The 14389-nt window shown below is 71.6% G+C and carries 14 protein-coding genes; 3 read left to right on the top strand and 11 right to left on the bottom strand.

Going from position 1 to position 14389, the window contains the following annotated elements; genetic code table 11:
* The first annotated feature begins 116 nt into the window (after positions 1-116).
* On the top strand, positions 117-1427 hold the full coding sequence (locus AC07C1_RS06520; protein ID WP_478937321.1) for an ammonium transporter: 1311 nt from the start codon (positions 117-119) through the stop codon (positions 1425-1427).
* Entirely contained in the window at positions 1424-1762 is a 339-nt protein-coding gene (locus AC07C1_RS06515) for a P-II family nitrogen regulator (protein ID WP_478937320.1), read from the top strand. The genes AC07C1_RS06520 and AC07C1_RS06515 overlap by 4 nt, the downstream gene beginning before the upstream one ends.
* On the opposite strand, the gene AC07C1_RS06510 is transcribed toward AC07C1_RS06515, so the two are convergent.
* From AC07C1_RS06510 to AC07C1_RS06495, 4 genes are all read right to left on the bottom strand, one after another.
* Entirely contained in the window at positions 1656-2675 is a 1020-nt protein-coding gene (locus AC07C1_RS06510; protein ID WP_478937319.1) for a DUF916 domain-containing protein, read from the bottom strand. The two genes, AC07C1_RS06515 and AC07C1_RS06510, sit on opposite strands and share 107 nt — an antisense overlap.
* 107 nt (positions 2676-2782) lie before the next feature.
* Positions 2783-4120, bottom strand: coding sequence for a beta-xylosidase (locus AC07C1_RS06505; RefSeq protein WP_478937318.1), 1338 nt, complete (start codon positions 4118-4120; stop codon positions 2783-2785).
* Positions 4121-4356: 236 nt separating this feature from the next.
* Complete coding sequence (locus AC07C1_RS06500; RefSeq protein WP_478937317.1) at positions 4357-4710, bottom strand: cytidine deaminase; 354 nt, start codon at positions 4708-4710, stop codon at positions 4357-4359.
* A 28-nt stretch (positions 4711-4738) separates the two neighbouring features.
* Complete coding sequence (locus AC07C1_RS06495) at positions 4739-5599, bottom strand: helix-turn-helix transcriptional regulator (protein ID WP_478937821.1); 861 nt, start codon at positions 5597-5599, stop codon at positions 4739-4741.
* Between the two features lie 109 nt (positions 5600-5708).
* Between AC07C1_RS06495 and AC07C1_RS06490 the strand changes: the two genes are divergently transcribed.
* On the top strand, positions 5709-7130 hold the full coding sequence (locus AC07C1_RS06490; protein ID WP_478937316.1) for an MFS transporter: 1422 nt from the start codon (positions 5709-5711) through the stop codon (positions 7128-7130).
* Between the two features lie 52 nt (positions 7131-7182).
* Here AC07C1_RS06490 and AC07C1_RS06485 read toward each other — a convergent pair whose 3' ends face one another.
* From AC07C1_RS06485 to AC07C1_RS06455, 7 genes are all read right to left on the bottom strand, one after another.
* Positions 7183-7542, bottom strand: a complete 360-nt coding sequence (locus AC07C1_RS06485; RefSeq protein WP_478937315.1) for an MmcQ/YjbR family DNA-binding protein — start codon at positions 7540-7542, stop codon at positions 7183-7185.
* On the bottom strand, positions 7539-8825 hold the full coding sequence (locus AC07C1_RS06480; RefSeq protein WP_478937314.1) for a hemolysin family protein: 1287 nt from the start codon (positions 8823-8825) through the stop codon (positions 7539-7541). Before AC07C1_RS06480 ends, AC07C1_RS06485 begins: the two co-directional genes overlap by 4 nt.
* A gap of 9 nt (positions 8826-8834) precedes the next feature.
* Positions 8835-9332, bottom strand: coding sequence for an rRNA maturation RNase YbeY (gene ybeY / locus AC07C1_RS06475; protein ID WP_478937313.1), 498 nt, complete (start codon positions 9330-9332; stop codon positions 8835-8837).
* Positions 9333-9344: 12 nt separating this feature from the next.
* Positions 9345-10424 (bottom strand): PhoH family protein, encoded by a 1080-nt coding sequence (locus AC07C1_RS06470; protein WP_478937312.1) that lies wholly within the window; start codon positions 10422-10424, stop codon positions 9345-9347.
* A 138-nt stretch (positions 10425-10562) separates the two neighbouring features.
* A complete protein-coding gene (locus tag AC07C1_RS06465; protein ID WP_478937820.1) occupies positions 10563-11687 on the bottom strand; it encodes a carbohydrate kinase family protein in 1125 nt (374 codons plus the stop codon).
* Between the two features lie 91 nt (positions 11688-11778).
* Positions 11779-13068 carry a glucarate dehydratase family protein gene (locus tag AC07C1_RS06460; protein WP_478937311.1) on the bottom strand — a complete coding sequence of 430 codons (1290 nt, stop codon included), beginning with the start codon at positions 13066-13068 and terminating at the stop codon, positions 11779-11781.
* On the bottom strand, positions 13065-14021 hold the full coding sequence (locus AC07C1_RS06455) for a 5-dehydro-4-deoxyglucarate dehydratase (protein ID WP_478937310.1): 957 nt from the start codon (positions 14019-14021) through the stop codon (positions 13065-13067). The genes AC07C1_RS06460 and AC07C1_RS06455 overlap by 4 nt, the downstream gene beginning before the upstream one ends.
* Between the last annotated feature and the right edge of the window lie 368 nt (positions 14022-14389).

The following is a 14389-nucleotide window of genomic DNA, read 5'->3' as shown; positions in this document are numbered from 1 at the left end:
CCGCGTGAGCTTTCGGAAACCCGCACGCAACGAAACGTCACGGAAACACACCCGTACGCGACCGGAAACGCACACCGGTGACCCTCTGACGAGCCCCCGCACCGTTGGAGACGCCCGTGACCCTCGCCGCTCCCCATGTGAACACCGGTGACACCGCCTGGCTGCTCGCCGCGACCGCTCTCGTCCTGCTGATGACCCCGGGTCTGGCCCTGTTCTACGGCGGCATGGTCCGCACGAAGAGCGTCCTCAACATGCTGATGATGAGCTTCGTGTCGATCGCCCTGGTCACGGTGGTCTGGCTGGCCGCCGGCTACTCACTGGCCTTCGGGAACGACGCCTTCGGCGGGCTCATCGGCAACCTGCGTCACGTCGGCATGAGCGGCCTCGGCCCGGACAGCGTCCACGGCTCGGTGCCGGCCCTCCTCTTCGCGACCTTCCAGCTGACCTTCGCGATCATCACGGCCGCGCTGATCAGCGGTGCCGTGGCCGACCGGACGAGATTCTCGGCCTGGCTGATCTTCGTACCGGTCTGGACGCTCCTCGTATACGTTCCCGTGACGCACTGGGTGTGGGGGCCGGGCGGCTGGATCCTGGACCGGCTCGGCGCCCTCGACTTCGCGGGCGGTCTGCCGGTCGAGATCACCTCCGGTGCCTCCGGCCTCGCCCTGTGCCTGGTCCTCGGGCCGCGGCTCGGCTTCAAGAAGGACGCCATGCGGCCGCACAACCTGCCCATGGTGATCCTCGGCGCCGGTCTGCTCTGGTTCGGCTGGTTCGGCTTCAACGCGGGCAGCGCGCTCGGCGCGAACGGCCTCGCCGCGGCCGCCTTCCTCAACACCCTCACCGCCGGCTGCACCGGCCTGCTCGGCTGGCTCTTCGTCGAGCAGCGGCGCGACGGCCACCCCACGACCCTGGGCGCGGCCTCCGGCGCCGTGGCCGGCCTGGTCGCGATCACCCCGTCCTGCGGCACGGTCTCCCTGCTCGGCGCCCTGGTCGTGGGCCTCGCCGCCGGTGTCGTCTGCTCCTACGCGGTGAGCTGGAAGTTCAGGCTGAACTACGACGACTCCCTGGACGTCGTCGGCGTCCACCTGGTCGGCGGCGTGATCGGCACCCTGCTGATCGGCCTGTTCGCGCAGAAGGCGATGACCGGCGGCGCGCGGGGGCTCTTCTACGGCGGCGGGCTCGCCCCGCTGGGCAAGCAGTTCCTCGCCGTGGTGGTCGTGGCGGTGTACGCCTTCGCGGTGACCTACGGCCTCGGCAAGCTGCTCGACAAGGCGATGGGCTTTCGGGCGAGCGAGGAGCAGGAGCACACCGGTCTGGACCTTACGGTGCACGCCGAGACGGCCTACGATCACGGAGTCCTGGGCCATGGTGCCCCGGTCTCGCACTCCGTCCTCCCCACCGCTCAGAAGGTCAAGTCCCAGGCATGAAGCTCATCACCGCGATCGTCAAGCCGTACCGTCTGGACGAGGTCAAGACCGCCCTGCAGGAGCTGGGGGTGCACGGTCTGACCGTGACCGAGGCGAGCGGCTACGGCCGGCAGCGCGGCCACACCGAGGTCTACCGGGGCGCCGAGTACCGGGTCGACCTGGTGCCGAAGGTGCGCATCGAGGTCGTGGTGGAGGACGCGGTGGCGGAGGACGTGATCGACGCGATCGTCAGGGCCGCGCAGACGGGGAAGATCGGGGACGGGAAGGTGTGGGCCGTTGCCGTGGAGACGGTCGTGCGGGTGCGGACCGGCGAGCGCGGCCCCGACGCGCTCTGACCAGCAGCACCCCGGTCACCAGGCCCGCGGCGAACACCAGCGCCACGAGCAGCCGGGGCAGTGCGAGGAACGAGGCGCTCGCCGTCTCCCGGATGCCCGGCGCCCGCGCGGTCACCGTCACGTCACCCCGGTCGAGCCGGGGCGCTCCCTGCCAGGCTTCGGTGAGCCGCACCCGCTGTCCGGGTAGCAGCTCGGAGGGCACCCGGGCCGGCTCGCGATCGAGCAGCGTCCGCCCGAACAGTCCGCGCGCCTTCAGCTCGACCTCGGGGCCGAGGGTGACGTTCCCGGTGTTGCGCAGGGTGTAGGAGATGGTCGCCGTGCTGTCGCCGAGCCCGGGCAGCAGCGACTGGTGGTGGCTGATCCGCACGTGCTCGACGGAGAGGGCAGGGAGCGTGGGGCCGCCGACCCGGAGGTAGACGCGGGCGCCGACGGCCCGCTGCACACCGAGCGCCAGCTTGCCGCTGCCGGGATCGATCCGTTCGTCCAGGGCCACGATGGCGCCGGGATGGTCGCCGGGCTCGGCACCGTCGGGGACGTGCAGGGTGAACGGCACGGTGACCGTCTGGTGGCCGGGCACGGTGATCCGCGACTTCGCGGGCTTCGTCCAGGCGCCCACCCCGCGCATCTTCTCCTCGGCCGTCCGCACGGCGAACCCGCCGTCGCGGGCGGTGTTGTAGGCGTCGGCCGCGTACAGCCGGAAGGTGAGCGGCCGGCCGGTCCTGTTCCGGACGGCGACCTTGTCGGCGAGGGTCTGCCCCGGGTCGGCGGAGAGGTAGAAGTAGGGGCGCGCGGCGATCTTCGAGGCGACCGGGTAGACGGACCAGCTGCCGTTGTCGGCGGCGTGCGCGGGGGTGGCCGTCCCGCCGAGGACGAGACAGAGGAGGCTCAGGAGGAGGACGTGCGGCTTGCGCATGGGTGCGGGCCCCCCATGGGCTCGGGCGGTGGTGGGGTCGGGCGGGTGCGGACCCTGTCCGTACGACGAGGGCGCCCGGCCACCGGTGCCGGGGTGCGGGTCGGCCCTCAGGTGAGGGTGAGGGTCAGGACGCCGGAGTACGCGCCGGGAGGCGTGAACGCCGGTACGTCGAGGGAGAGTCCGGCGTCGACGGTGAACTCACCGCCGGTGACCGTGCCGTCGGGGGTCGACGCGAGGGTCGCTCCCGAGGTGCCCACGGTGCCCGCCGAACCGGCCCTGCAGGTGCTGGGGCTGCCCGGCTTGGTCGCGCAGGCGGGCGTCCAGCTGAGCCTGCCCGCGTCGATCTTGGCGCCGGGACCGGTGAAGTCGGTGACCTTGCCGGTCAGGGACCAGCCCGCGGGCCCGCCGCGGAAGTCCTTGACGGTCACCGTCCGCAGGCCGCCGGTCGAGGCCCCGCCCTTGCCGAAGTCGACCGCCGACAGCGCGACAAGGTCCCCGGACTGGGACATGGACAGCGTGCCCGCCGTGACGGTGGTCGTCAGCTTCTGGCTGCCGGCCGGGAGGGGCGTGGTGTCGTGGACGACGTAGGCCGCGGGGCCCGCGCCCTTGTCCGCGTTCCAGGAGCCGCCCTCGTAGGCCACGATCCCGGTTGTCGTCCTGTCGTTGACGACGAGGGAGCCGCTGAAGGCTCCCTGGGCGTTCGCGGTCACGGTGGCGGTGTCCGTGGTCTGGGTGTCCCCGGCCCGCCCGGCCAGGGTGACCGTCGCGCCCGGCGTGAAGTCGCTGCCGCTGACGGTGACACCGGCACCGGGATGACCGGAGGCCGAACTCAGCGAGATGGCCCGGGTGTGGGCCGGCGTGCCATCGGTCGCCTCGACGGTCTGGGAGACCGGGGCGGGCGGGCTGGTGACCGTGCACGGGGTGTCCAGCTCGAGGATGTAGCTGGTGTGGATGTTGTAGTCGCCGGGCGAGAGGGTGATCCGCCCGGCCTTGGTGACGGTGAACGTCCCGGTCATGGAGAAGGACGGGAAGGCGGCCTTCCCGGGCACCGGCGGATTCTTCTTCGGTCCGGCGACGGTGACGTCACCGGTCTGGGCGCCACCGAGGGTGACCTTGCCGGTCGGGGTCATGATGTCGGCCGGCAGGGCCAGGTCGGTGGGATTGCTCGCGGCGGCCTTGGCCACCGTGTAGGTGACGGTGACCGTGTCGCCGGCCTTCGGGCTGGTGTTGTCCACCGACACGCTCGCGGTGGTGGTGCCGTCGATCGGCGGAAGACCCGAGACGGCGGGCGGGATGCAGTGCGTGGCGAAGTCCACGTCCGTACCGGCGGCACCGGCGGCACCGGCCGGACAGGCCAGCGCGCCGCCCGCGGTGACCGCGAGGGCGGTCGCCCCGAGCAGTGACGCCCAGCGCCACCGCCGGGATCTTGGGGGTGTCGAACCCATGGGGCCCCCTCCTGAGGGTTGCGGGCGCAGCGGCTCATCTGCGCCGACAGGGGGCATTGATGTGGAGCGGGGGTGAGAAGTCAATGGAGATGCCGCAGAAACCTGACGGTTCATCAGTTTCCACGGCATCGGGAACAGATCGCTCGGCGAACACGACGCTGCCGCCGCCCGCCCTGGCCATGGTGAGCGTGGCGGTGATCGAGTCCCCGGCCACCCGGGCGGAGCCCCCTGGTACCTCAGCCGGCGGAGACCGTCAGCCGCACAGTGCCGTCCGGAGCGGCGAGCAGCACAGGCGTCGACGCACCTCCGAGATCGGCGACGGCGGCCAGGTCCTCAGCGGCGACCGACTCCACCTCGCTCACCACCGCCGCCGCCTCCAGGGACCGCGCCCCCGAAGCCACGGCCATCGCGACCGCGGTCCGCAGAGCGCTCAGCTTCAGCGAAGCCAGCTCCACCGACCCGGCGACATAGGTGCGTCCGGTCTCGTCGCGTACGGCCGCCCCCTCCGGCACACCGTTGCGGGCCCGCGCGGAACGGGCCAGGGTGACGATCTTGCGGTCCTCTGGATCAAGCGCGTTGGTCTCGGTCATGCGCAGAGCATACGAAGCCGCGACAGGCTCACCCCGCCACGGGGTACATGGCACCCCGCCGCCCCTCGGGAGACGCCAGCCACTCCAGCTTCGCCGCGGTGTTCGCCTCGTCCAGCGGAGTGTGCAGCACGATCATCAGATCGGGCCGGGCCGGCACCTTCATCACCGTCGACTCCACCACCAGCAGCCCGACCACCGGATGGTCCAGCTCCTTGCGGACCTGCCCCTGGTCCTCGATGTCCCGCTCGGCCCACAGCGCCACGAACTCGGGGCTGCGCTCCGAGACCTCGGCGACCACGGCCTGGAACCCCTCGTCGTCCGGGCGGGCCGCGCACGCGGCCCGGAACTGCGCCACGACCGTTCGTGCGTTCCGCTCCCAGCTGTTGCTGCGCGACCGGTACAGCGGATCGGTGAAGAAGTCGATGAGGCAGTTCTGGGTGATGTCCGGCCGCATGCCGAGGACCAGCGCCGCCGCGTCGTTGTACAGCACGCAGTTGTAGTACAGGTCCATGATGTGGGCCGGGTACGGCATCCAGGTGTCGATCAGCCGCTGCAGCCCGTCGCACATGTCCCGCTGGTCCGGCGCAACTTGGGGCGCGGGCGGGTTCAGCCCGGCCAGCAGGTACAGGTGCCGGCGTTCGGCGTCGCTGAGCCTGAGCACCCGGGCGACGGCGTCGAGGACCTGCGGGGAGACGGAGATGTCCCGCCCCTGCTCCAGCCACTGGTACCACGAGGCGCCCACACCGGCGAGTACGGCGACCTCCTCCCGGCGCAGTCCGGGCGTCCGGCGCCGGCCGCCGCCGCCCGGCAGCCCGGCCTCCTCGGGACTGACCCGGGCCCGCCGGCTCATCAGGAACTCGCGCAACTCGGTTCGCCGATGACTCCTCATCGCCTCCGCAGCAGGCACGTACCGCTCCTCCCCCGTCGTGTCTGGTGGTGCCACCACCACCATAAGTTCCGACTCCCCAGCATTGTCCCGGCCGCACGAAGCTCTTGCCATGGCGATCGACACCACCACCCGATCCACCGCCCCTACGGGCCAACCGCTCGACAACCCCCGGCTGTCGACGCGTGACAGGCTCGTCCTCTTCGTCCTGTGCGCGGCCCAGTTCATGGTCGCGCTGGACTTCTCCGTCCTGAACGTGGCCCTGCCCGAACTCGGTACCGACCTCGGTATGAGCCGGTCCGCCCTGCAGTGGGCGGTCACCGCGTTCGCGCTGCCCTCCGGAGGCTTCCTGCTCCTCTTCGGCCGCATGGGCGACCTGTACGGCCGCCGCAAGCTGTTCCTGGCCGGTCTGAGCCTGTTCGGCGCGGCCTCGCTGCTGGCGACCCTGGCCTGGGACCCGGCGTCCTTCCTCGCCGGGCGCGCCCTGCAGGGGCTCGGCGCGGCGGCGATCGTACCGACCGGCATGTCGCTGCTGACCACCACCTTCCCGGAGGGCCCGGCCCGCGACCGCGCCCTCGGCATCTCCGGCACGCTGCTGTCGCTGGGCTTCACCGTCGGCATGGTCGCGGGCGGGGTGCTGACCGACGCGCTCGGCTGGCGCTCGACGATGGCCCTGCTCTCGGTGTTCGCGCTGATCGTGCTGCCGCTGGCCCCGGGACTGCTGCCGGAGTCCCGCACCCCGGACCGCCCGCGCCTGGACGTGCCCGGCGCGGTCACCGTCACCGCCGGTCTGCTGTCGCTGATCTACGCCCTGTCCACGGCCGCCGACCACGGGTTCGGCCGCACCGACGTCATCACGGCGCTGGCCGCCGGCCTCCTCCTGCTCACCGCGTTCACGGTGGTGGAGGCCCGCTCGGCGGCGCCCCTGGTCTCCCTGCCCATGCTGCGCCGCCGCACGGTGGCGTGGGGCAACGTGGGCGGTCTGGTCACCTTCTCGATGATGTCGACGGTCGTCTTCGTCCTGACCCTGTACCTCCAGGAGATCCTGCACCTGTCGGCCTTCGAGACCGGTCTGGTCTTCGGCTTCCAGGGCGCGCTGTCGGCCGTCGCCGGCACCGTCGCCCCGAAGGTGATCGGCCGCTTCGGCGCCCGCCGCACCCTGGTCGGCTCGCTGGCCGGTCAGGGCGCGCTGGTGGCGGCCCTGCTCCCGCTGAACGCCCACACCTGGTCGGTCTGGCTCGCCACGGCCGCGGTGTCGCTGGCGAGCATGTGCCACCTGGGCGCGATCATCTCGTACGGCCTCACCGTCACCTCCGGCGTCCCGGACGAGGAGCAGGGCCTGGCGACCGGTCTGGTGACCTCGACCCAGCAGGTCGGCCTCACGGTCGGCATCCCGCTGCTGGGCGTGCTCGCCACCACCTCCGGCGATCTGCTGGCGGGCGTCCACACGGTCCTCGCCCTGGACGCGGCGATCGTCCTGGCCGCCGCGGTCCTGGTCGGCCTGGGCCTGCGCCGGGGTCGGTCGAGGGTCTGAACGATCTCGCTCCGCGCGGCCGTGTGCACCACACGGCCGCGCGCGCCGTTCACTACGGCCGGTCCAGCCGCAGCCGCTCCGCCCTCGGCAGCCCCGCGACGACGAGGTCGTACGAGTCCTCGATCAGCTCGCGGATCAGCCGGTCCGGGAGACGGCCGTCCACCGTCACGGTGTTCCAGTGCCGCTTGTTCATGTGCCAGCCTGGGACGATCAGTCCCTCGTGCTCACCGCGCAGCCGGAGCGCGTCCTCCGGGTCGCACTTGAGGTTCACCGTCAGGGGCCGCGCACCCAGGTTCGTCAGAGCGAACATCCTGCCCAGCACCTTGAAGACCGAGGTCTCCGGATTGAACGGAAAGTCCTCCACGACCGCGTCGAACGACAGGCAGAGGGCGCGCAACTCCTTGGGGGTCACTCGGGTTTCTCCTCGGGTGCCGGTTCCACCAGGACTGTGACGATCTTGTTCCGGCGTCCGGCCGCGGCCTCCGCCGTCAGCTTCAGGCTGCGCCCGTCGGGCAGTTCGACCTCGGCGGACGCGCCGGCGATGGGGACCCGGCCGAGGGCCTTGGCGAGCAGCCCGCCGACGGTCTCCACGTCCTCGTCGTCGAACTCCTCCAACCCGTACAGCTCGCCGAGGTCGGTGATGTCCAGGCGGGCGGTGACCCGGTGACGGTCGTCGCCGAGGTCCTCGACGGGCGGGAGTTCCCGGTCGTACTCGTCGGTGATCTCGCCGACGATCTCCTCCAGGATGTCCTCGATGGTGACGATCCCGGCGGTGCCGCCGTACTCGTCGATGACGACGGCGACGTGGTTGCGGTCCTTCTGCATCTCGCGCAGCAGGTCGCCGGCGTTCTTGGTGTCGGGTACGAAGGCGGCCGGGCGCATGGCCGTGGAGACCAGGTCGCCCTCGGCGTCCCGGCTGATGTGCGTCTTGCGGACCAGGTCCTTCAGATACACGATCCCGACGATGTCGTCCTCGCTCTCACCGGTGACCGGGATCCGGGAGAACCCGGAGCGCAGCGCGAGGGTGAGGGCCTGCCGGATGGTCTTGTACCGCTCGATCACCACCAGGTCGGTGCGCGGGACCATGACCTCGCGTACGAGGGTGTCGCCCAGCTCGAAGACCGAGTGCACCATCCGGCGCTCGTCGTCCTCGATCAGCGACTCCTTCTCGGCTAGGTCGACCAGCGCGCGCAGCTCCGCCTCGGAGGCGAAGGGGCCGCGCCGGAAGCCCTTGCCGGGCGTCAGGGCGTTGCCGATGAGGATCAGCAGGGAGGGGATGGGACCCATGATCCGGGCCAGCGGCAGCAGCACGTACGCCGCCGCGGTCGCGGTGTTCAGCGGGTGCTGGCGGCCGATGGTGCGCGGGGAGACGCCGACGGCGACGTACGACACCAGGACCATCACGCCGATGGCGACGAGCAGGGCCTGCCAGGTCGTGTCGAACTCCTGCAGGCAGGCGTACGTCACCAGGGCCGCCGCCGCCATCTCGCAGGCGACACGGACCAGCAGGGCCACGTTGAGGTACCGGGTGGGGTCGGCGGCGACCTGGGCGAGCTTGCTCCCGCCACGCCGGCCGGACTTGACCGCCTCCTCGGCGCGGAAGCTGGAGACCCGGGCCAGGCCCGCCTCCGCGCAGGCGGCGAGCCAGGCGACGACGACCAGCGCGATCGCGCCGACCACGATCTGCGGAGACATTCGGCCCGCTTACGAGACGGTCGGCGCCGGGGACGGCCCGGTCAGGCCGCGCTCGGCCCGCCATCCGTCCACGATGGCGGCCTGAAGCCCGAACATCTCGGCCTTCTCGTCGGGCTCCTCGTGGTCGTACCCGAGCAGGTGCAGCACCCCGTGGACGGTGAGCAGCTGGAGCTCCTCGTCCATGGAGTGCTGCGTGGGCGCCTCGGTCCCCTGCTTGGCGGCGACCTCCGGGCACAGCACGATGTCACCGAGCAGCCCCTGTGGCGGCTCGTCGTCGTCCTTCGTGGGCGGCCGCAGCTCGTCCATAGGGAACGACATGACATCGGTCGGCCCGGGCAGGTCCATCCACTGGATGTGCAACTGCTCCATGGCGTCGGCGTCCACGACGATCACCGAGAGCTCGGAGAGCGGGTGGATACGCATCCGGGCGAGCGCGTAGCGGGCGATGTCGAGGATCGCCTGCTCGTCCACCTCGGTGCCTGACTCGTTGTTGACGTCGATCGACATGGTCGCGCTGTTCTACTTCCCCTTGATGCGCTTGGCGCCGGACGTGCCACGGCCGCCCTTGGGAGCGCCGTTCTCGGTGCCGTACTGGCTGTCGTACTTCTCGTACGCGTCGACGATACGGCCCACCAGCTTGTGCCGTACGACATCCTGGGACGACAGCCGGGAGAAGTGGACGTCCTCGACGCCCTCCAGGATCTCCTGCACCTGCCGCAGACCGCTCTTGGTCCCGTTCGGCAGGTCGACCTGGGTCACGTCACCCGTGATCACGATCTTCGAGTCGAAGCCGAGGCGGGTGAGGAACATCTTCATCTGTTCCGGGCTGGTGTTCTGGGCCTCGTCCAGGATGATGAAGGCGTCGTTGAGGGTACGGCCACGCATGTAGGCGAGCGGCGCGACCTCGATCGTCCCGGCGGCCATCAGCCGCGGAATGGAGTCCGGGTCGAGCATGTCGTGCAGCGCGTCGTACAGCGGGCGCAGATAGGGGTCGATCTTCTCGTAGAGCGTGCCGGGCAGGAAGCCGAGCCGCTCGCCGGCCTCGACCGCCGGACGGGTCAGGATGATCCGGTTGACCTGCTTGGACTGCAGGGCCTGCACGGCCTTGGCCATGGCCAGGTAGGTCTTGCCGGTACCGGCGGGGCCGATGCCGAAGACGATCGTGTGCCGGTCGATCGCGTCGACGTACCGCTTCTGGTTGAGGGTCTTGGGGCGGATCGTGCGGCCACGCGAGGACAGGATGTTCTGCGTCAGTACCTCGGCCGGGGTCTCCGGGCCGTCGCTCGTCCCGTTCTCGCTCGCCTTCAGCATGGCGATCGAGCGTTCCACTGCGTCCTCCGTCATCGGCTGTCCGGTGCGGAGCACCAGCATCATCTCGTCGAACACGCGCGCGATGAGGGCGACGTCGATGGCGTCGCCGACCGCGCTGATCTCATTGCCCCGGACATGGATGTCGGCCGCCGGGAAGGCCCTCTCGATCACGCGCAGGAGGGTGTCGCCGGAACCCAGCACGGTCACCATGGGGTGCTGGGCGGGGACGGTGAACTGTGCTCTCGCCTGCTCCTGCGCGGCGGTGTGAGCTGTGGGTGTCTCTGTCATGGGCCGGCTCTTAAGGCCTGCGCTTCCTCCTCGTCACGGCCGCGTAGCTGAGGGCGGCCTCGCGGTTCCAGAGTACGACGGGGGGCTGACAAGCCTGTAGGACTTTTCGCCGGGTCGCCTCTCCCGGGCCCCGGTCGTTCAGCCGGACCTGCGGAACCCGATGGTCGGCACGGCCCGCCGCAACGGCCACGGCCGGTCCAGCTCCGCCGGGACCAGCCGCTCCAGGAACGCGTACCGCCGCAGCGCCGCCGGCTCCTGCCCCGGCACGGACTGCACACGACGCCACCACGCCCCGATCTCCGACCAGCCCGGCGCAGACAGGGACCCCCCGAACTCCTGCACCGACAGAGCGGCCGTGAGCCCGGCGAAGGCCAGCCGGTCGGCGAGCGGCCACCCCGCCAGCGACCCGGTCACGAACCCGGCGACGAACACGTCCCCCGCCCCCGTCGGATCCAGCGCCTCCACGGCGATCGCCGGCACCTCCGCCGTCTCACCCGTGCGCCGGTCCACCGCGTACGCCCCCTCCGCCCCCAGGGTCACCACGGCCACCGGCACATGCTCGGTCAACGCGTGCGCGGCCGCCCGCGGGCAGTCGGTGCCGGTGTAGTGCTTGGCCTCCTCCGCGTTGGGCAGGAACGCCTCGCAGTGCCGCAGGTCGGTGAGGCCGGACAGATCCCACGCGCCGGTCTCGTCCCAGCCGACGTCGGCGAAGATCCGGGTGCCCGCGCGGGCGGCCTGCGCGATCCACGGCGCCCTGCGCCCCGGTGTGAGGGAGGCGACGGCGGCACGCGCCCGGCGCGGGAAGTCCGGTGCCGGCTCCTCCGGGGGCGGCTCGTGCCCGTGGGACACCATCGTGCGCTCGCCCTCGTACGCCATGGAGACGGTCACCGGGGAGTGCCAGCCGGGCACGGTCCGCGAGGGCGACAGGTCGATGCCCTCGCCCCGGGCGAGCGCGTCCCAGCAGTACTCGCCGTAGTGGTCGTCGCCGAAGGCCGCGGCGAGCGAGGTCCTCAGGCCGAGCCGGGCGAGGGCGGCGGCCATGTTCGCGACGCCGCCGGGGCTGGAGCCCATCCCCCGGGCCCAGGACTCGGTGCCGCGTACGGGCGCCGAGTCCAGGCCGGTGAAGATGATGTCGAGGAAGACCGGGCCGGTGAGGTAGACGTCCCAGGGCGGGTCGCCGGGCGCGCGCAGCCCGGCGAGCGGGTCGACCTGGGCCTGACAGCGCGCGGCCTGTGTGAGGTGTTCCGGTTCCTCTCCGGCGATGGTGTGCGACGGGGTCACGTGCGCTCCCTGACGTGGTGCGGTTCTGGCCAGTGTGCACCAGGTCACCCACCGGAATCGCGCGTGGCGCCCGTCACCAGCGGGGCATCACCGGTGTCCGCCACCCCGGTTCGCCGGCCCGCATCGCGGCCGCGTCGTCCCGGTCCCGCAGTGAGCCGTCGTCCTCGGCCCACCGCCGGTGCAGCCGGGCCAGTGCGTCCCGGTCGAGTTCCACGCCGAGGCCGGGACTGTCGGACACCGCGACCCGGCCCTCGGTGAAGGTGAGCCGCTCGGTGAGGACGTCCTCCGACTGCCAGGGGTAGTGGGAGTCGCAGGCGTGGTGGAGGTTCGGCACGGTCGACGCCACGTGGGTCATGGCGGCGAGGCTGATGCCGAGGTGGGTGTTGGAGTGCATGGAGATCCCGACGCCGAAGGCGGCGCAGATCGCGGCGAGCTGCTGGGTGTTGCGCAGCCCGCCCCAGTAGTGGTGGTCGGAGAGCACCACCTGGACGGCGTGCGTCGTGAACGCCTCGCTGATCTCCCCGAAGGTGGTCACGCACATGTTGGTCGCGAGGGGGACGTCCGTGCCCGCCGACACCGCGGCCATCGAGGGGGTGCCCAGCGCCGGGTCCTCCAGGTACTCCAGGACGTCCCCGAGTTCCTTCGCGACCTTCAGGGAGGTCGGGACGGACCAGGCGCCGTTGGGGTCGAGCCGCAGCGGGTGCCCGGGGAAGGCCTCGGCGAGGGCGCGTACGGCGGCGATCTCCTCGTCGGGCGGGAAGACACCGCCCTTGAGCTTGAAAGAGCCGAACCCGTGCCGCCGCCGCAACTCCCGCGCCTGCGCGACCACTCCCGCCGGGTCGAGGGCGGCGCCCCATTCGTCCGGCTCGGCCGGAACGCCCGACGGGTGCCGCGCCCACTTGTAGAAGAGGTAGGCGCTGTACTCGACGGCGTCGCGGACCTTGCCGCCGAGCAGCGCGTGCACCGGCAGCCCGAGCGCCTTGCCCTGGGCGTCCAGACAGGCGACCTCGAAGGCGGACAGCACGGACAGCCGGAGTTTGTCGGCGCTCTGCACCCCGCGCAGCCCGCCGGCGTCCACGGCGCCCCGGACCCTCGACTCGTCCACGTCGAGATCGATCGCGAACAGCGGGTTCACATCCATGACCGACCGGCCCGGGAGTCGCGCGGCCAGCGGGCGGGCCAGCTCCAGGTACTTGGTGTCGCCGTACGTCTCACCGAGCCCGGTGATGCCGTCGGCCGTGACGATCTCCACGATCAGCCGGGGGGTGTACGGCTGGTGCACGCCCTGGGTGTTGAGCAGCGGCGGGTCGGCGATCAGGATCGGCGTCAGCCGCACCTCGGTGACGGTCAGGTCACGGGTCACAGGGAGGCTCCTACGAGGTCGAGTCCGGCGGTGAGGAGGGCCTTGAGATCGGCGAGGTCGGCGGGCGAGGGCTCGGTGAGCGGGGCGCGTACCGGGCCGACCCGCTGTCCCCGCAGCCAGGCCGCCGCCTTCACCAGGGACACGGCGTAGCCGGGCGCACGGTCCCGGAGTTCGACGAAGGGGACGTAGAACGCGCGCAGCAGCTTGTCGCGGGTCCCGTGGTCGTCGTCCCGGAGCGCGGTGAAGAAGGCGCCGGCGATCTCCGGGGCGAAGGCGTGCACGGCGGAGGAGTAGGCGGGGACGCCGACGGTGGCGTAGGCGCGGGCCTGGATCTCGGCGGTGGCGGCGCCGTTGAAGAAGAGGAAGCCGTCGGGGGCGGCGAGGGTGAGGCGCTGGAGCCGGTCGAGGTCACTGTGGCCGTCCTTGAGGCCGATGACGTTCGGGATGCGTGCGACGCGCCGCAACGAATCCACGCCGTAGGCGACTTGGCCGCGCTGGTAGGCGATCAGCGGCAGCCGGGTGCGGGCCGCGAGCTGCTCCAGCTGGGCGGCGAGGCCGTCCTGCGGGGCGTCGACGAGGTAGTGCGGCAGTACCAGCAGGGCGTCGGCGCCGGCCTCCTCGGCGATCCGCGCGAAGCGGGCGGCCTGCGCCCAGCCGTACCCGGTACCGGCCACGACGGGCACCCGGCCGGCCGCCTCCTCGACGGTGATGCCGACGACCGTCCGGTACTCGTCCTCGTCCAGGGAGAAGAACTCGCCGGTGCCGCACGCCGGGAAGACGGCACCGGGACCGGCGGCGAGCCGGTCGGCCACATGGGCGCGGAAGCCGTCGGGATCGAGCGGGCCGTCGTCATGGAAGGCGGTGAGCGGGAAGGACAGCACGCCCCGCGCCATCCCCTCCCGCAGTCGCCGCGCCACGTTCCGCGGAGCCGGGTCGCCGCCCACCCTGACCATCTCCTCTTGTGAATGTCGTCCATGTATGAGAATTGAGGCTAGATACAGGGACACGGAGGCGTCAATGGGATCCCGGCATTCGGGCAGCGTCTCCGGGCGGGAGCGGGGCACGCAGAAGAGCCCCACCCCGCACACAGCGGAATGGGGCTCACTCGGAGCGCCGGGCAGGCCTTGCACCTGCATTTCCCCGCAGGAAGCGGGGCGTCTTTCCTTGGACCACCAACGCACGGCCGGGTACCGGAAGTTCCGGCGACCAGGACGTGATCAACCATAGCCCATCCGGGCGCCCCCCTCCGACAGCAGGCGAGAGCGGCGGCTTCTACCCCCGCCGGTCACCCGTAAACCGAAGGTGATCCGGATCACGGTCC

This window comes from Streptomyces sp. NPDC045022 (assembly GCF_056432605.1).
This window is presented reverse-complemented; position numbering and strand designations above follow the sequence as displayed.